At 56.9% G+C, this 17,544-nt stretch carries 14 protein-coding genes and 1 other RNA gene; 10 read left to right on the top strand and 5 right to left on the bottom strand.

The window, feature by feature from the left end:
- Together ABJK70_RS02645 and ABJK70_RS02640 are read right to left on the bottom strand one after the other, a co-directional pair.
- Positions 1-696 (bottom strand): YebC/PmpR family DNA-binding transcriptional regulator (locus ABJK70_RS02645; protein WP_347257352.1); only part of this gene is annotated, 696 nt, incomplete at its 3' end.
- A gap of 90 nt (positions 697-786) precedes the next feature.
- Entirely contained in the window at positions 787-3,018 is a 2,232-nt protein-coding gene (locus ABJK70_RS02640; RefSeq protein WP_240502425.1) for a heavy metal translocating P-type ATPase, read from the bottom strand.
- A gap of 206 nt (positions 3,019-3,224) precedes the next feature.
- Between ABJK70_RS02640 and ABJK70_RS02635 the strand changes: the two genes are divergently transcribed.
- Together ABJK70_RS02635 and ABJK70_RS02630 are read left to right on the top strand one after the other, a co-directional pair.
- Positions 3,225-4,274, top strand: coding sequence for an agmatine deiminase family protein (locus tag ABJK70_RS02635; protein ID WP_347257351.1), 1,050 nt, complete (start codon positions 3,225-3,227; stop codon positions 4,272-4,274).
- A gap of 1 nt (position 4,275) precedes the next feature.
- The gene (locus ABJK70_RS02630) at positions 4,276-5,166 is read left to right on the top strand and encodes a carbon-nitrogen hydrolase (RefSeq protein WP_086135327.1); all 891 of its coding nucleotides are present in this window, start codon (positions 4,276-4,278) and stop codon (positions 5,164-5,166) included.
- 139 nt (positions 5,167-5,305) lie between these two features.
- Here the strand turns inward: ABJK70_RS02630 and ABJK70_RS02625 are convergent, their stop codons facing one another.
- Complete coding sequence (locus tag ABJK70_RS02625) at positions 5,306-5,629, bottom strand: H-NS histone family protein (RefSeq protein ID WP_077728962.1); 324 nt, start codon at positions 5,627-5,629, stop codon at positions 5,306-5,308.
- 426 nt (positions 5,630-6,055) lie between these two features.
- Between ABJK70_RS02625 and mfd the strand changes: the two genes are divergently transcribed.
- The 7 genes from mfd (at position 6,056) to ABJK70_RS02590 (ending at position 13,912) form a co-directional block, all read left to right on the top strand.
- Entirely contained in the window at positions 6,056-9,463 is a 3,408-nt protein-coding gene (mfd, locus tag ABJK70_RS02620; protein WP_347257353.1) for a transcription-repair coupling factor, read from the top strand.
- Between the two features lie 114 nt (positions 9,464-9,577).
- Positions 9,578-10,588: a DUF475 domain-containing protein gene (locus tag ABJK70_RS02615; protein ID WP_077729113.1), complete on the top strand. Its 1,011-nt coding sequence runs from the start codon at positions 9,578-9,580 to the stop codon at positions 10,586-10,588.
- Between the two features lie 106 nt (positions 10,589-10,694).
- Positions 10,695-10,791, top strand: an RNA gene (gene ffs, locus ABJK70_RS02610) — signal recognition particle sRNA small type.
- Between the two features lie 50 nt (positions 10,792-10,841).
- On the top strand, positions 10,842-12,491 hold the full coding sequence (dnaX, locus tag ABJK70_RS02605) for a DNA polymerase III subunit gamma/tau (protein ID WP_077728960.1): 1,650 nt from the start codon (positions 10,842-10,844) through the stop codon (positions 12,489-12,491).
- 11 nt (positions 12,492-12,502) lie between these two features.
- A complete protein-coding gene (locus tag ABJK70_RS02600) occupies positions 12,503-12,826 on the top strand; it encodes a YbaB/EbfC family nucleoid-associated protein (RefSeq protein WP_077728959.1) in 324 nt (107 codons plus the stop codon).
- Positions 12,827-12,863: 37 nt separating this feature from the next.
- On the top strand, positions 12,864-13,460 hold the full coding sequence (recR, locus tag ABJK70_RS02595; RefSeq protein WP_347257350.1) for a recombination mediator RecR: 597 nt from the start codon (positions 12,864-12,866) through the stop codon (positions 13,458-13,460).
- Positions 13,461-13,567: 107 nt separating this feature from the next.
- The gene (locus ABJK70_RS02590) at positions 13,568-13,912 is read left to right on the top strand and encodes a histidine triad nucleotide-binding protein (protein WP_133716663.1); all 345 of its coding nucleotides are present in this window, start codon (positions 13,568-13,570) and stop codon (positions 13,910-13,912) included.
- Positions 13,913-14,016: 104 nt separating this feature from the next.
- On the opposite strand, the gene ABJK70_RS02585 is transcribed toward ABJK70_RS02590, so the two are convergent.
- The gene (locus ABJK70_RS02585; protein ID WP_240502423.1) at positions 14,017-14,466 is read right to left on the bottom strand and encodes a hypothetical protein; all 450 of its coding nucleotides are present in this window, start codon (positions 14,464-14,466) and stop codon (positions 14,017-14,019) included.
- 247 nt (positions 14,467-14,713) lie between these two features.
- On the opposite strand from ABJK70_RS02585, the gene ABJK70_RS02580 reads away from it, so the two are divergent.
- Positions 14,714-15,637 (top strand): 5'-nucleotidase, encoded by a 924-nt coding sequence (locus ABJK70_RS02580; RefSeq protein WP_240502422.1) that lies wholly within the window; start codon positions 14,714-14,716, stop codon positions 15,635-15,637.
- 167 nt (positions 15,638-15,804) lie between these two features.
- Here the strand turns inward: ABJK70_RS02580 and ABJK70_RS02575 are convergent, their stop codons facing one another.
- On the bottom strand, positions 15,805-17,532 hold the full coding sequence (locus ABJK70_RS02575; protein ID WP_086135324.1) for a cation:proton antiporter: 1,728 nt from the start codon (positions 17,530-17,532) through the stop codon (positions 15,805-15,807).
- Positions 17,533-17,544 lie beyond the last annotated feature (12 nt).

The following is a 17,544-nucleotide window of genomic DNA, read 5'->3' as shown; positions in this document are numbered from 1 at the left end:
ATTTTGTACGTCGTCCAAATCTTCCAGACGCTCCAGAAGGCGGATCATCTTCTCCGCGTCGTCCTTGTCCAAGGCCACGCTGGTGCTGGCTCGCATAGTCACCTCGGCGCTCTCTGGCGCGAGCCCGGCTTGCGCGAGCGTATCGCGCACCGTCTCGAACTGATCCGGAGCGACCAGCACATCGATCGAACCGTCGCCGTTGCTGATCACATCGTCCGCGCCGGCTTCGAGCGCGGCCTCCATCACCCGGTCCTCTTCGACGCTCGCCGGATAACTGATGATGCCGGTCTTCGAAAACAAATAGGCCACGGAGCCGTCGGTGCCCAAGTTGCCGCCCGCCTTGGTGAAGGCATGGCGCACTTCCGAAACCGTGCGATTGCGGTTGTCGGTCAGGCAATCCACCATTACCGCAATGCCGCCGGGGCCGTAGCCCTCGTAGCGCACTTCCTCGTAATTGTCGCCTTCGCCAGCACCGGTACCTTTCTTGATGGCCCGTTCGATGGTGTCCTTGGACATATTGGCGGTGAGGGCCTTGTCCATCGCCGCCCTAAGGCGCGGGTTATTCGCGGGATCGCCGCCTCCGTTCCGGGCCGACACGGTGATCTCCCGAATCAGCTTGGTGAACAGCTTGCCGCGCTTGGCGTCTTGAGCGCCCTTGCGATGTTGGATGTTGGCCCACTTGCTATGACCTGCCATTGATTAACTTACCTCCGCTTCAGCTAAAACCGTGCCGAAAAACCGGAGAATTCTACCACCATTGCTATAGAAGCGAGCGGGCCCGGTCCGTCAAAAATACCGCAAGCGGTTGGCATTGCTCACCACCGTCACCGAGGACATCGCCATGGCTGCGCCGGCGATCATGGGATTGAGCAGGATTCCGAAAACCGGATAGAGAAAACCGGCGGCGATCGGAATAGCAAGCGTGTTGTAGATAAAGGCTCCGAACAGATTCTGCTTGATGTTGCGCACCGTGGCCCGCGACAGCTCCATGGCCTCGGCTACTTTCAGGAGCGAACCGCCCATGATCACCACGTCGCCGCTTTCTATGGCGACATCGGTGCCGGTGCCGATCGCCAGCCCCACGTTGGACTGGGCCAAGGCCGGTGCATCGTTGATGCCATCGCCTACCATGCCTACGATCTCCCCGGCCTCCTGCAAGGCTTTCACGACAGCAGCCTTATCCTGGGGAAGCACCTGCGCGCGTACCTCGTCGATGCCGGCCTCGGCGGCAATCGCCTTGGCCGTGACCTCGTTGTCGCCGGTTACCATGAGCACCCGTACGCCCATGGATCTCAATCGCGCAACGGCTTGCTTGGAATCCGCCTTGATCGGATCGGCCACCGAAAGCAGCCCGACCACGGTTCTGTCGACCGCCAACAGGACGGGGGTTTGCCCCTCGCTAGCCAACTCGGTCAAGCGTTCGGCGAAACGTCCGCAATCGATTCCCTGTTCGGCCATCAAGGTCAAATTACCCAACAGTACGGCACGGTTTTCGATGAGACCCGAAACGCCATGACCCGCAACCGCCGCGAATCCCGTAACCGGCAGGAGAGTGCCGTTCTTCTCGGCGGCCGCCGCCAGAATCGCCGCGGCCAGGGGATGCTCGGACCCGGTTTCGAGACTCGCCGCCCATTGGAGTACCTGTTCCTCGGTCCAATCCTGGGAGGTCTCGATTCGAACCAGACGCGGTTTGCCCTCGGTCACCGTTCCGGTTTTGTCCAGCACGATGCAGGTCAGTTTCCCCGCCGATTGAAGCGCGTCGCCGTTGCGGATGAGGATGCCCTTCTGCGCCGCCTTTCCGACCGCCACCATGATGGATATCGGCGTAGCCAGCCCCAAGGCGCAGGGACAGGCGATTACCAGCACCGTCATGGCCGTGACGAAGGCGTAGCCGAGCGCCGGGGCCGGCCCGGCCGTCCACCAAACCAGGAAGGTCAGCAGCGAAACCGCCACGACTGCCGGAACGAACACGGAAGCAACACGGTCCACGAGGCGGGCGATTTCCGGCTTGCTCGCCTGCGCCTTTCGAACGCTGGCGATGATTTGCGCCAATACGGTGTCGCGCCCGATCCGGGTTGCCTTGAACAGCAGCGTTCCAGACTGATTGAGCGTGCCGGCGACGACTTCGTCTCCCACGGTTTTCTCGACCGGCATGGGTTCGCCGGTGAGCATGGATTCGTCCAGGCTGGAATGACCCTCGATGACGACGCCGTCCACCGGGATTTTTTCGCCCGGCCTCACCCGCAAGGTTTCATCCAGGCCAACCTCCGCGATGGGAATATCGATCTCCTGACCATCCCTCAACACGCGTGCCGTTCGCGGCTGAAGACCGATCAACTGACGGATTGCGGACGACGTTTTGCCGCGGGCGCGCATTTCCAGGGCGCTTCCCAGGTTGATGAACGCCAGAATGATGGTCGCCGCTTCGAAGTAGGCGTGCCGCGCCAGCATCGGCAGGCTGTCGGAAAAGAAAATGGCCATGGTCGAGTAGAACCAGGCGGCGCCGGTGCCGAGCGCGATCAGGGTATCCATATTGGCCTGGCGATGCTGCAAACTCTTGATCGCCCCCCTGAAGAAATGGCCGCCTGAGAAATACAGAACCCACAACGTGACCATGGAAACGATCAGCCACACGCCGCGGGCGGTCGGCTCCCCCAGCATAGGAAACCATCCGAAGTGCTCTACCAGCATCAAGGGCGCGCCGACCGCGCCGGCGACGGCGGCCTTGTTGAGCAGCGTATGGTAACGGGCGGTTTCCAGCGCCTCCTGTTCGGCCGGATCTTCCAATCCCTCCATTACCGCCGCATCGTAACCCGCATCCTGCACGGCCTTGCGCAAGACGTCCGGGTCCACGTTCCCTCGCACCAGAGCGGAATGATCGGCAAAATTGACATCGGCGGAAAACACATTGGGCAGCGAGCGCAGCGCGGTCTCGACGGCCTCGACACACCCGGCGCAGCGCATGCCGGAGACGGAAAGGCGGATAGTTTTCGATTCGGGATGGAGAGTCGATGCCATAGTGTTCTCTATGAAAAAAAGCTCTTGTGCGGAATTAATACCCTTTCGCCGCCATTATTTTTATCGGCTGTCCAGCGGAGTTGCTGTCCGCATAACGTATTGGGCCGTGCCTAATACCCCGCTACCGTATACCAAACCGAGCGCCCCCGCTACTACGGATGTTTTACGGTACAATAATCGGTTTTTCCGGAACCGATATTCTGACCGTGACATCATCACTTTTATCCATTTTGGTGCCCGAATGGGCGGAGCAATCAGCGGTTTTGATCGCTTGGCCTTATTCTCAAGGCGATTTCGAGCCGTGGCTAAATGCGGTCGAAAAAACATACGACCTGATCGCACTCGAAATCGCTAGCCGTGAAACTGTGATTATTATTTGCCGGGATGATGCCCATCAAAGGCATATCCATCAACGGTTGGCGGCATGCGCCGCGAATCTCGACCGGGTTCGGTTCGCTCAGATGTCTTACGACGACGTGTGGGTGCGGGATACGGCGCCGCTCACGCTAGCAACCGAACAAGGCGTAAGGCTTATCGACTTTCGCTTCAACGGATGGGGCGGAAAATATCCGCACGAGGCTGATGCCCGATTGGCTCAGCACCTCCACGCGTCTGGATTGCTTGGCGACATCCCGATGGATAGAGTCGACTTTACATTAGAAGGCGGAAGTGTGGAATCGGACGGTGAAGGCACGATCATGACAACCAGCCGCTGCCTGCTCAATCCCAACCGCAATCCGGAACTGACGCGCGAACAAATCGACAATCGGCTGAAAACCAGCCTCGGCGCCAACCGTATTCTTTGGCTCGACCATGGCCATGCCGAGGGCGACGATACCGATGCCCATATCGATACCCTGGCCCGCTTTTGTTCGGCAGATACGATCGCCTACACCGCCTGCAACGATCCCGGCGATCCGCTATACGACGAATTCAAAGCGATGGAAAATCAACTGCGAACCTTCGTCACGTTTTCGGGTCAATCTTATCGCTTGATACCTTTAAATATTCCGCAACCGATTTTCAGCGAAGAAGGCAATCGATTGCCGGCGACTTACGCCAATTTTCTAATCATCAATGGAGCCGTTCTAGTCCCTGTATATGACGATCCGGCGGACTCCGAAACTGTGGCGCGTTTGGCCGATGCCTTTCCGGATCGCGAAATCGTGGGCATACCTTGTATACCGCTCATCCGACAATACGGCAGCCTGCACTGCATGACCATGCAGTTTCCGAGAATAGTTCGAGTAACCTGATATGACACAATCGATCAAAATAGGTTTGGTACAACAAGCCTGCGGCTCTGCGGACAAGGATGTCAATCTGAAGATATCGATTCAGGGTGTGAAAGATGCCGCGGCCCAGGGTGCGAAACTGGTATTGCTGCCGGAACTCCATCTCGGCCCTTATTTCTGCCAGACGGAAGATTGCAGCCGTTTCGATCTGGCCGAACCCATACCGGGACCGACCACCGAAATCTTGGGCGTACTTGCTAAAGAGCTTGGAATAGTCATCGTAGCTTCGCTATTCGAACGGCGCGCTCCGGGGCTATATCACAATACGGCTGTCGTACTGGAAAAAAACGGCAGTTTGGCGGGTAAATACCGAAAAATGCATATACCCGATGATCCGGGATATTACGAAAAATTTTATTTCACGCCCGGTGATATAGGTTTCAAACCGATAACCACATCGTTGGGAAAACTCGGAGTCTTGGTATGCTGGGACCAATGGTATCCGGAAGCCGCGCGGCTAATGGCCCTTGCGGGTGCCGATCTGCTGCTGTACCCCACGGCCATCGGCTGGAATCCGGACGACGACGCCGACGAACAGCAAAGGCAATTGCAAGCCTGGATAACCATTCAACGGGCACACGGCGTTGCCAATGGCCTACCGGTCATCTCCTGCAATCGCATCGGGCACGAGCCTGATCCAAGCGGTCAAACCAGAGGCATCATGTTCTGGGGAAATAGTTTTGTCGCCGGCCCCCAAGGGGAAATTCTTTGTCAGGCCAACGAGAAAGAAGAGCGGGTTATGGTGGTTGAAATAAACCGCCGCCGATCGGAGGACGTCCGTCGAATCTGGCCGTACCTGCGTGACCGGCGGATCGAAGAGTATGGCGGATTGACTAAACGTTATCTGGATTAGCAAAATCGCCGCGAAACCAGGTACAAGAATTCATCGGCAGCCAAGTTTCAGGAGCCAAAATCCTTTCGATCCTGTTCACTCGATAGCAGAATTGCAGTGGAACCCGGCGGTCCGGCCGGGGACCTTATCTTGCTCTCGATCAGGACTTCACTTCAAAGTCCTCCAGCTTATGGCCTTGCTCGATGAGCGTTTGCAGCCATTTCGGTTTCATACCACGGCCGGTCCATTTTTGAGACAGATTATTGGGGTTTTGGTATTTAACCGGAACTTTACTGCCCTTTCTCCCGGAGACCTTTGTGCCTTCAGTGATGTCCACATTAACACCGATCGAAGCAGCCAATTCCTTTATCTTGCTTATGACTTCCTTGCGCTTAGTTTCCTTCTTTTCTTTCAACGCTTTCTGAGCGTTTTCGATCATGTTTGCCAGTTCGGCTTCGGAAAGGTCTGCTAAATTGCCCTTCATAAACTACCTCTATTATAAAATTGACGTAACAAGATATAGGTTAACCTTGTGAAGACGTAATTAGTATATTAAAAAAATATAAAAAATAAATCGCTCATATTTTAGACAATTAGATAGAAGCAATGAGCGCTGATTCCGCAGTGCCCGTGTTAAAACGGAAGATTGGCGTTATTTCGATTGAATTCCAAGAACCAGGCTGTATCGATGCCGGTCCTACCTGTCAACAATTTGACCGTATATATATAGGTAGACATCCGAATACCGCTAACCCGGTCGCACGAGAGCCTAGAGCGGATTTTTCTGCGACACTACCCCTTTAGTTATTCGTTCGACATTCATCACTTCAGAGCCATGAATCAAGCTGCAAAACAGTTCGGAGCCATTTCACCGTTCACGCCGACCGTTCCGGGCTACAACGCCCCGTCCATGGTCTGGCAAAACCTAAATGGCTGCGGCGATTCTCTGGCCTTGGCTCAGGCGGTAAAGCAAGATAAACGGCTCTATCTGATCGTGACCGAAGATACGCAAACCGCTCTGAGGCTCGAACACGAAATCGAGTTTTTTCTGGACGGAAGCGCGCCGGTACTCCACTTTCCCGATTGGGAAACCCTGCCTTACGACGTTTTCTCTCCCCTGCCCGAAATCGTCTCGGAACGGCTGAAAACGCTCGCCCAATTGGCGCGCATCGAACACGGAATACTGATTACTCCGGTCGCCACCTTGATGCAGCGGTTGGCGCCGCGCTCGCATGTATTGGCCAACACCTTTGCGCTAAAAGTAGGCAGCCGGCTTAATCTAGAAGAGACCCGGCAAAGACTGGAAAGCGTCGGATACGAGTGCGTGTCGCAAGTTCTGCAACACGGGGAATTTGCGGTACGGGGATCGATCATCGATCTTTTCCCTATGGGCAGTACCGTCCCGTATCGTATCGAGCTTTTCGACGATGAAGTGGAATCGATCAGGACTTTCGATACCGAGACTCAACGTTCCCTGGAGAAAGTCAGAGAAATCAGCTTATTTCCCGCTCGCGAGTTTCCTTTCGACGAGGAAGCGATCAAACGGTTTAGACGGGCATTCCGAACGCATTTTTCCGAGGCGTCCATCAACAATCCTTTGTATCAGGACGTCAGCAAAGGCATCGCGTCGGGCGGCATCGAGTACTATCTGCCGCTGTTCGTGGACCAAACCGAAACCTTGTTCGACTATCTGCCGAAAACGGCCGCGGTCGTTCTACACCGTGCCATCGACGATGCCGCCGAGGTTTTCTTTCGAGAGGTCGAAAAGCGGCACGATCACCGGTCGGGGCATATCGACCGCCCTCCACTCCCGCCGGAATCGCTGTTTCTGACGCCCAGCATTCTGGCCGAACGGCTTGCCGTCCATCCCAGAATCTGGATTGCGTCCTCTCCCGCGCGTCCTACCGAAAAATTCGATTCGGTCGACTACGATTGCCGGCCGCTTCCCCCTGTCGCGATAGACCCGAAATTGAAGCAGCCGGCTGTCGCATTGTCCTCTTTCCTAAGCGAGAAGGCTGGCAGGATTTTGTTCGTCGCGGAAACCGCGGGTCATCGGGAAGCACTGCTGGATACCCTGGCGAAATACGCCATAAAGCCGCAAGTCGTCGAAAACTGGCAAGGATTTCTCGCCGCCGAGAAAAGCCCCTGCCTGGTCGTCGCGCCGATGGACCACGGCCTCTGGCTTACCGATCCGCCGTTGGCCATCATTACCGAAACTCAGCTTTCCGGAGAAAGGGTTCAACAACGGAGACGGCGCCGGACCGCAGCCGATCGCAACCTCGAACAGATCTTCCGTAACCTGGAGGAACTGGATATCGGCTCACCGGTCGTGCATCAGGATCACGGCGTCGGCCGCTATCTCGGCCTGACCAAGCTGACAGTAGGCGGGATCGAAACCGAGTTCCTCGCACTGGAGTATGCAAACAACGACAAGCTGTACGTCCCGGTTTCCTCTTTGCACCTGATCAGCCGGTACAGCGGCGCCAGCCCTGACACCGCCCCCCTGCACAAACTGGGCGGGGAACAGTGGCAAAAGGCCAGGCGCAAGGCACTCGAGAGGGTAAGGGATATCGCGGCGGAACTGCTGAATATTTACGCCAAGCGAGCGGCCAAGGAGGGACACGCCTATAAAACGGTGACCGAGGAATACGCCGCTTTCGCCGCCGGCTTTCCCTTCGAGGAAACGCCCGATCAGGAGAACGCCATCCTCGACGTCGTCAAGGACATGGCCGCGCCCCTCCCCATGGATAGAGTCATCTGCGGCGATGTCGGCTTCGGCAAGACCGAAGTAGCCATGCGAGCGGCTTTCATCGCGGCGCAAAACGGCAGACAGGTGGCGGTTCTGGTGCCCACGACCCTATTGGCGCAGCAGCATTTTCAGAATTTCCGGGACCGCTTTGCCGACTGGCCGATTCGGGTCGAGGTGGTTTCACGCTTCGTCGGCAAAAAACAGCAGGAGCAGCTCCTCGAAGACTTGGAGAAGGGCACGATAGATATCCTCATCGGCACCCACAAGATTCTGCAAAAGGATGTCCGCTTCAAGAACCTGGGACTGGTGATCGTCGACGAGGAGCACCGGTTCGGCGTCGCCCAGAAAGAGCATTTCAAGAAACTCCGCAGCGAACTGGATTTTCTCACCCTGACCGCGACGCCGATTCCGCGCACGCTCAATATGGCGATGTCCGGGCTCCGGGATATTTCCATCATCGCCACTCCGCCGCCCAACCGGCACGCCATCAAGACCTTCGTCAGCGAATGGGACGATGCCCTGATTCAGGAAGCAATACTCCGAGAAATCAAACGCGGCGGGCAGGTTTATTTCCTGCACAACAAGATCGAAACCATGGAAAAAACGGCGCGGGACTTGGAGAAGCTGGTGCCGGTCGCCCGTGTCCGCACCGCTCATGGGCAGATGGCGGAGCGGGAACTGGAGCGGATCATGCTGGATTTTTACCATCAGCGTTTCAACGTACTGCTTTGCACCACCATCATCGAAAGCGGTATCGACGTTCCGACGGCAAACACCATCATCATCCACCGCGCCGATTTGCTGGGACTCGCCCAGCTGCACCAGATTCGAGGGCGGGTCGGCCGCTCGCATCATCGCGCTTACGCTTATCTGGTGGTACCGCCGAAATCCTTGATGACCGCCGACGCGGTCAAGCGGCTCGAGGCGATCGAGGCCACGGGCGAACTCGGAGCAGGGTTCATGCTATCTTCCCATGACCTCGAAATCCGCGGCGCCGGCGAGTTGTTGGGCGATGAACAAAGCGGCCAGATTCAAGAAATCGGTCTCAGCCTGTATACCGAGTTGCTGGAACGGGCTGTGGCGGCACTCAAATCGGGCAAATCGCTGGATCTCGACATGCTTCCCCACGAGGCCGGCCCCGAGATCGACCTCCAGTGTCCAGCCCTCATTCCCGACACTTATCTGCCGGACGTTCACACCCGTCTCGTGCTCTACAAGCGCATCGCCAATGCCAAGAACGAAGAGGATTTGCGCAAGCTGCAGGTGGAAATGATCGACCGGTTCGGACTCCTGCCTCCGCAGACCAAGAACTTGTTCGCGATCACCGAACTCAAACTGAGAGCGGAAGCCCTCGGGGTCCACAAGATCGAAGCGGGCTCCGGAAACGGCCGGCTATTATTCAATCCGAATCCGGCCGTCGATCCGGCCCAGGTGATTCGTCTGATCCAAGCCCAACCGCAAACCTACAAACTGGACGGCCCGGATAAACTGAAATTTTTTGCCCGCTTCGATACTCCCGAGAGTAAGGTCGTTTTCATCGGCCAATTGCTGGAGCAACTTGCCGCTTAGTTCGACTGACCGCTTTCGCCTGGGACTGACCGCTTTCGCCTGGACGGCGGCTCTTGGCGGAAAGAACGGTTACCGACCCTCATGGCCGTACTTTTATTTAATGCGGAGTTTTTTGTGCGGTATTTCTTGTTTTCGTTCTTGATTTTGCTGATCGGCTTATCGACCGCTTACTACTGGGCCGGACTGGCCGGTCTCTTCCTGGCGGGCATTTTGAGCGTGATGGAGGTCAGCCTTTCGTTCGACAATGCCGTGGTCAACGCCTCGGTACTGAAAAAAATGACCCCGCGCTGGCAGAGGCGTTTTCTCACCTGGGGCATGGTTATCGCCGTATTCGGGGCCCGTTTTCTCCTGCCCATCCTGATCGTCGCCGTCATCACCGGGCACAGCCTACAGGATGTGGTGATCATGGCTTTCCGAGAAAGCGACGAGTACGCCCGTCACATCACGTCCGCGCACATACAGATTTCCGCGTTCGGCGGCATGTACCTGCTGCTCGTGTTTTTCAGCTTTCTGTTCGAATCGGAAAGAACGCTGCACTGGCTGGGCTGGGTCGAACGCCGCTTGTCGCGCCTGGGCAAACTGGAATCGATCGAGGTCATCACCGCGCTCACGGCTCTTTTGACCGCTCAACACTATCTGCCGCACGAAGAGCGCCTGGACGCCCTGATCGCCGGATTGGCCGGCGTCATCCTATTCGTCCTGGTAAAAAGTCTGTCCGCCCTTTTCGAAACCCCGAAAGCCGCCGAACACACGGCACACAAAGCCGGCTTCATGTCCTTTCTTTATCTGGAAATACTCGATCTGTCTTTCTCTTTCGACGGCGTCATCGGCGCTTTCGCATTATCCAAGGACGTCGTGATCATCATGCTGGGCCTGACCATAGGCGCGATGTTCGTGCGCAGCCTCACGGTTTTCCTGGTTCACAAGCGCACCCTGGACGAATACCTGTTCCTCGAACACGGCGCCCACTACGCCATAGGCGCGCTGGCCCTCCTGATGCTGGCCAGCATGGTCGTCGAAGTGTCCGAAGTGATAACCGGACTGACCGGGATGGGGTTCATTCTGCTGTCGCTGCTGTCGTCTGTTCGTCACAAACGGAGACACCTACGCCGGAAGACCGCTTGAGACAAACGTTATATAGCCTTGAAGCCGGACTCTTAATCGACGATAATACGTTCTCTTCAGCCCCGCCATAGGACATGGCCGGGTCTTCGAGTTCAATGGCGAGTCGCGTCGGTCCCCTCGCAACGATACGCTGTAAACCCCGTCAGGCCCGGAAGGGAGCAGCGGTAGCAGCGGATTCGTGTGCCGAGGTGCGGCTGGCGCGGCTTGCCGCCCTAATTCATTCATCCCGGTCGATAGCGTGCACAAACCCAGAATGCCGTATCAGGCCCTAGCCCGGAAATGGCGACCCCGCACTTTTAGCGAAATCGTAGGCCAGGAGCATGTGGTCCGAGCGTTGACCCACGCGCTCGAATTCGACCGTATGCACCATGCCTATCTCTTCACCGGCACCCGCGGCGTCGGCAAAACCACCATCGCTCGAATCCTGGCCAAGGCGCTCAATTGCGAGGATCGAAAAACTTACGACCCGTGCGGCGAGTGCGTGATCTGCCGCGAAGTGGACGAAGGCCGCTTCGTCGATTTGATCGAAGTGGATGCCGCTTCGCGCACCAAAGTCGAAGATACCCGCGACCTGCTCGAAAACGTGCAGTACGCCCCCAACCAGGGGCGGTACAAGGTCTACTTGATCGACGAAGTGCACATGCTTTCGGGGCATAGCTTCAATGCCCTGCTCAAAACGCTTGAAGAACCGCCGCCCCACATCAAATTCCTGCTGGCCACGACCGATCCGCAGAAAATTCCGGTCACGGTGCTGTCGCGATGCCTGCAATTCAATTTGAAGCGGCTGACGCCGGATCAGATTCGCGCCCAGATGGAAGAAATCCTAAGGCGCGAGAGCATCGAATACGAGGCCGCCGCCGTGAAGCTGCTAGCCCGTGCCGCGGAAGGCTCCATGCGCGACGGGCTGAGTCTTCTCGATCAGGCAATCGTCCACGGCGGCGGCCGGCTCAGGGAAGCCGAAGTCAGCCTGATGCTGGGCACCGTGGCGAGGCATCCGGTCTTCGAGCTTCTTTCGGCACTGGCCGAAGGCGATGCCGCAACCTTGCTCCGGCACATCGAGCAGATGGCGGAGCACACGCCGAATTTCGCCGACGTGCTGCAACAAATCCTGATCATCCTGCACCATGCATCGCTCGCCCAATGGATTCCCGAGGCGATCAAGCGGGAGGACGACGCCGACCTGATTTTGAATCTCGCACAACGGATCGGCGCAGAGGATTTGCAGCTGTTTTATCAGATCGGCTTGATCGGACAGCGGGACTTGCCGCTCGCCCCCGATCCGCGCTCGGGTTTCGAAATGGTGATGCTGCGCATGCTGGCCTTTCGTCCGGCGACGAAATCTGCGGACCTGCGGAGTGCCGTCGACGCGGCTCCCCCACGAAAAACCGATCCGCCGAAAATTGCTCGTCCGCTCGACGCTAGCCCCGTCTCCATGCCGACTCAGGTCGAAGCCGAGCCTGCTCCCGAACCGATTAAGACCGAGATCGGAACAGCTCCTGCGCCGCCCGCGTCTCGAATCGGATCGAGCCATGACTGGCACGGACTGATCCAGGCGATGGGCGTCGCCGGACTGACTCGCGAACTGGCGAACAATTGCGTATTGCAAGACCTGGACGAAAAATCCTGTATCCTGGTGCTCGATCCACAACATGCTCACCTCCGCGTCAGCCGGGTGGAGGCCAACCTGGAAAAGGCTCTGAGGGATTATTTCCGAAGTCCTTTGAAACTGACGATCAAAATCGAGGCGCCCGGACGGGAAACGCCTGCTTCGCTGATTCAACGCGAAAAAGAGGAACGCCAGCGGACCGCGGAAATCGAAATAGAGCAAGACGAGAACATCAGGGCACTGAAAGAGCGTTTCGACGCCCGTATCATCCCAGGTTCCACCAAACCCATTGACTGACGGAGAATCCCATGAAAAACCCGCTCGCCAATCTCATGCAGCAGGCGCAGAAGATGCAGGAAAACCTGCAGAAGGCCCAGGAGGAATTAGCCGCTTTGGAAGTTCAAGGCGAATCGGGCGGCGGACTGGTCAAGGTCGTCATGAACGGCAAAAAGGAAGTGAAAAAGGTCAGCATCGACGAAAGTCTGGTAAGAGACGATCGCGACATGTTGGAAGACTTGGTCGCCGCCGCCGTAAATGACGCGGTAAACCGGGTCAATCGCCTCAAACAGGAAAAAATGTCGGCTTTAACCGGCGGTATCGAGCTGCCCGCCGGATTCAAACTTCCGTTTTGAACGAGTCCTGCCCTAACATTCGACCGCTCTATCGCCAATGCCAAAGACCGGGGCCTTGTCCCAATTGATGCAAGCCCTGCGCTGCCTGCCGGGCGTGGGTCCGAAATCGGCCCAGCGGATGACGTTCTATCTTCTTCAGCGCGACCGGCAAGGCGCGCGGAGTCTCGCCGAATCCCTGCTTTCCGCTCTCGAAAAAATCGGACATTGCGCGCTATGCCGCACCTTGACCGAAGGCGAACTGTGTAATATCTGCGCCAGTCCCAATCGCGACAGAACGCAGTTGTGCATCGTAGAAACGCCTGCCGAGGTTTATGCAATCAGTCAGGCAACCGGATTCAAGGGGCTCTTTTTCGTGCTCAACGGAAGGCTTTCTCCGCTGGATGGCATCGGCCCGGAGGAGTTGTGCCTCGATTTGTTGGAACAGCGGTTGAGGTCGGGCGAAGTCGCGGAAATCATCCTAGCCACCAATACCACGGTGGAAGGAGAAGCCACAGCTCACTACATCAGCGAGATGGCGAGGAAGAACGGAGTTCGGACGACCCGCATAGCCTACGGCGTACCCTTCGGCGGCGAACTGGAATACGTCGACGGCGCCACCTTGGCACATGCGTTCGACGGCCGCAAAGACTTTTGAACCTCGAGACGGCAGTTGACCGCTTTGATGGTGTAGAAAAGCCCTAGGGATTCCGACTGTCCAGCCTTACTATTCCCGTTTCTAGGTTAGACCCAGCGGAGGAAACGATGACGGATTGTCTGTTTTGCAAGATGGTCGCCGGCGACATCAAGCCTGCGGTGGTATACGAGAACGATCACGTGCTGGCGTTTCGGGATATTCGGCCGCGTGCGCCGGTTCATGTGCTGGTCATACCGAAGCGGCACATCCCGACTCTCGACGATCTGCCCGAGGCCGACTCGGTATTGGCTTCCGAGCTACTGCAAGCGGCCAGGAAAGTCGCCCGATCCGAAGGCATCGCGGAATCGGGCTACCGCACGGTCATCAATTGCCGAGGGGATTCCGGCCAAGAGGTCTACCACCTCCACCTCCACGTTCTCGGCGGACGCCCGATGAGCTGGCCGCCGGGTTAATGCCGACGCCGACGGGCTACTCAGATCCGGATTAAAGATCCGGCGTTTTTCCGCCGGATCTTTAATCCGCCACTACGGATTTTCCGGAAACCCCGGCCGGGTACTTATTCCTCCTCGTCTTCCGAGTGGAAATCGATACCCAGAATCGACCAATTCTTGAAATCCGTCGGGTCGTTCTCGACCAAACGGATTTTGCAAGCAAACTTCCTCTCCATCTGTCCCTTCTCGGGATCGACCACCCTGATGCCTGAACGAATGATGTAGGTTCGATTGCCCAAGGCCCACGCATCGTACTTGGCGTCGAGAAAGTCGGCATTTTCAGGCAACATACCCTCTTCTTTCATCGAATTTTTGCAGTGCATCAGCGCGAAGTCGGTACGTTCATTTTTGACGTTACCCAACTGTTCTTCTTCCGTTTCTTGCTCAAAGAACACATCCGATTCGACCACTTTCATCACGAAAGGAAGCACTGCTTTGTCCAAAAGGACATAAAGCAGGATGATGAAGAGGAATAAGAAAAGAAGTGAATACTTGCTACGCAATAAATCTTTCATGGCTGACGCTTTGTTATAGTCTTAGGTAAATTGACAATTGAATAATTTTGGCACGTTCATAAAAGGAGGACAGATTTTGCGGCAGCAGAAAAAAAATGTATATATTGATCGCTTAACCAAACGGCTTTTCGAAGCTCCCTCGGCTGGGCGAAGCAACAGACCGCAAAACAGCAGCTAAGACCCCTCAGATTGCTATTAGTGCCCGCATTGACGTTACGAATTATTTTTCTATGGATTTTTTCGCGACGTGACCAGCCTTCCAGATTTGACAGCCAAGCTTACCAAACAGGATAAGAAACTGGTCGTGGCCATCTCGTCCAGAGCACTATTCGACTTGGACGAATCCCACGCTATTTTCGAACAGGACGGCAAAGAAGCCTTCTGCCGGTACCAGGTCGAGCACGAAGACAGCGTCTTGGCGCCGGGCGTGGCTTTTTCGCTGGTCAAGAAACTCCTGGCGCTGAACCGGGTATTGGCCGCCCCGATGGTCGAGGTCATCCTGCTGTCGCGCAATAGCGCGGATACCGGACTTAGGGTTTTCAACTCGATTCGGCATCATGAGCTCGATATCTGTCGCGCGGCATTCACCAGCGGCCAATCGCCTTTCAATTACATCGCGGCTTTCGGCGCGCACCTGTTTCTCTCCGCGAACGCGGAGGACGTGGCCAAGGCCTTGGATGCCGGATACGCGGCGGCGACCATCATGTCGGCCAGCAAGTCCGCGAACGAATCCGAGCAACTGAGGATCGCTTTCGACGGCGATGCCGTGCTGTTTTCCGACGAATCGGAGCGTATCTATCGCTCCGACGGGCTGCAAGCGTTTACTGAAAATGAAATTACCGAGGCGCGAAATCCGCTCTCCGGCGGCCCGTTCAAAGCCTTTCTGGCCGCGCTCCACCAAATTCAGACCCTGTTCGGCCCGGACCAGTCGCCGATCCGGACCGCTCTCGTAACGGCCCGCGCGGCTCCCGCCCACGAACGGGTGGTCCGTACCTTGCGCGCCTGGAACATCCGCATCGACGAAGCGCTGTTTCTGGGCGGGATGGATAAAGGCCCGTTTCTGCGGGCGTTCGGCGCGGACATTTTTTTCGACGACCAAAAAGGCCATTGCGAATCCGCCTGCCTCCACGTCGCCACCGGCCACGTACCGCACGGCATCGCCAATCGTTAGCGTCCTACGCTTTTAAAACCGGCGTCAGCGGACTTCCGGACCACGTCACACAAAATGGTCGAGAAAGATAATGCCTTCTTTCCCTCCGGAGCGCGTCGTGAACCCAACATGTAAGTTGGGTTGGGAAACGAAAACGGGCATTTTCGCGGAAATGGCGGGATCCTTCGTCATCCGAGCCTACTAGTCCACCTCAAATGCCTATGGCGCTTCCGCTCGGCGTCGATTTGCTCCTCGACCTCGCCTTTTGAAAAACCGAGCATGGTCAGAACTTCCGCCGCAATCAGCAGGCTGGCCTCGAACATCTCGGGCACCACGTGATTGGCGCCGGCCATGATCAAGCCGGTGTAATCGCTGTGGTGCTGGGTCCTGACGATGATGGGCAGCGCATAGCCCGACGAGCGTATTTTCGAAACCGCTCGCTGGGCTTCCTTAAGCGATTTGAAGGTTAGGATCGCCAGGCGCGCGCGGGCGATGTGGCAACGCTCGAGCAGCTCGATCCGCTCGCAACTCCCGTAAATCACCAACTCGCCGTCCTTACGCCCTTTTTTGACCTGCTCGCTGTCGATATCCATCGCGATAAACGGAATCTGGTTGGTCCGCAAAAATCTCCCGATCATTTGCCCGACCCTACCATAACCGGCAAGGATCACGTGATCGCTCAAATCCGGCGGGACATGCTCACTCTCTCTGTCGCGCGCCGAGAACCGCTGCCCTGCCATTCCGGCCAGAGCTTCGCTGATTTCGAAGTTGTAGCGGATCAGCACGGGACTCAAAACCATAGTGGCCCAGGCAATCAAAAGCACCCGTGAACTGGTGTCCGTGGCGAGTATGCCCACTTCGGTGGCCAAGGCGATCAGGGCGAAACCGAACTCGCTCACCTGAGCCAACAGCAGCCCGGCCTTGCAGGCGGTGGGGAAGGATTCGCCGACGATCAGAGCCGATGCGACTGTGATGGCCCATTTGCCCAGTACCACCAAGGCGGTACCGATCAGGAGCATGGACCACTCGCCGCTCAACAGCCCGATGTCGAGCTTCATGCCGAGACTCGCGAAAAACAGTCCCATCAAGATATCGCGGAACGGCCGTATGCTCATCTCGACCTGATGGCGGAATTCGCTCTCGCCCAGCATGACCCCGATGATGAAGGCGCCGAGCGCCATCGATAGGCCAAAGGCACTCATCAGCCAACCGGAGAGCAATACGATTACCAGAGTCGTCAGCACGAAGATTTCTTCGGATTGAATCTTGGTGATCTCATAGAAAACGTGCGGCAACACCCATCGCGCCACGCCGAGAAGAAAACCTCCCAAGAGCAGACTCGATCCGAGAGTCCACGCGATTTGCCGGTAAACCGGTTGATCGGGGGTAACGGCGAGCGCCGGAATGAGTATCAAAAGAATTACGGCGGCGAGATCCTGAAGAATCGAAACGCTTATGGACAGCTGGGCGTGGTGCCGATTGATGAGTCTCAGCTCATTTAATTCCCGCACGATGATCGCGGTCGACGACACCGTCAGCGCACCGGCGATCACCAGAGAGGCGGCGGACGAATAACCGCCGAACCAGATCAGGACGCCGGACATTACGGCGATCGTAAGGGTCAGTTGCAATACCCCCAAGCCGAACACCGACCGGCGCAGAGCGAGCAGCCTGGGCAGGGAGAATTCGAGCCCCAGATCGAATAGCAGGAAGGTGACGCCCAGATCGGAGAAGAGACGGATATTCGCGTCGTCTTTCACCAGGCCCAGCGCATAAGGCCCAATCACGGCGCCGGCGAATAGATAAGCCAGAATGTCCGGAATGCGGAAACGCCGAAAAACGACGACACTGACCAGCGAACTGGTCAGAATGACCAGCAGTTCAAGAAAAAATGCCGGTTGTTTCCAGTCGATCATGACTACCCCGGC

This window comes from Methylocaldum sp. (genome assembly GCF_039794385.1).
In the GTDB taxonomy this organism is placed as follows: Bacteria; Pseudomonadota; Gammaproteobacteria; order Methylococcales; family Methylococcaceae; genus Methylocaldum.
Note: the sequence above shows the minus strand (reverse complement) of the source record. Positions and strands in the feature narration are given on the sequence as shown.

Bases quoted from the DNA above. Each gene is read 5' to 3' on its own strand.
- ABJK70_RS02585 (WP_240502423.1), bottom strand. From the start codon at position 14,466: ATGAAAGATTTATTGCGTAGCAAGTATTCACTTCTTTTCTTATTCCTC.
- ABJK70_RS02575 (WP_086135324.1), bottom strand. From the start codon at position 17,532: ATGATCGACTGGAAACAACCGGCATTTTTTCTTGAACTGCTGGTCATT.
- recR (WP_347257350.1), top strand. From the start codon at position 12,864: ATGCCAAAGACCGGGGCCTTGTCCCAATTGATGCAAGCCCTGCGCTGC.
- mfd (WP_347257353.1), top strand. From the start codon at position 6,056: ATGGTCTGGCAAAACCTAAATGGCTGCGGCGATTCTCTGGCCTTGGCT.
- ABJK70_RS02590 (WP_133716663.1), top strand. From the start codon at position 13,568: ATGACGGATTGTCTGTTTTGCAAGATGGTCGCCGGCGACATCAAGCCT.
- ABJK70_RS02600 (WP_077728959.1), top strand. From the start codon at position 12,503: ATGAAAAACCCGCTCGCCAATCTCATGCAGCAGGCGCAGAAGATGCAG.
- ABJK70_RS02630 (WP_086135327.1), top strand. From the start codon at position 4,276: ATGACACAATCGATCAAAATAGGTTTGGTACAACAAGCCTGCGGCTCT.
- ABJK70_RS02640 (WP_240502425.1), bottom strand. From the start codon at position 3,018: ATGGCATCGACTCTCCATCCCGAATCGAAAACTATCCGCCTTTCCGTC.
- dnaX (WP_077728960.1), top strand. From the start codon at position 10,842: ATGCCGTATCAGGCCCTAGCCCGGAAATGGCGACCCCGCACTTTTAGC.
- ABJK70_RS02625 (WP_077728962.1), bottom strand. From the start codon at position 5,629: ATGAAGGGCAATTTAGCAGACCTTTCCGAAGCCGAACTGGCAAACATG.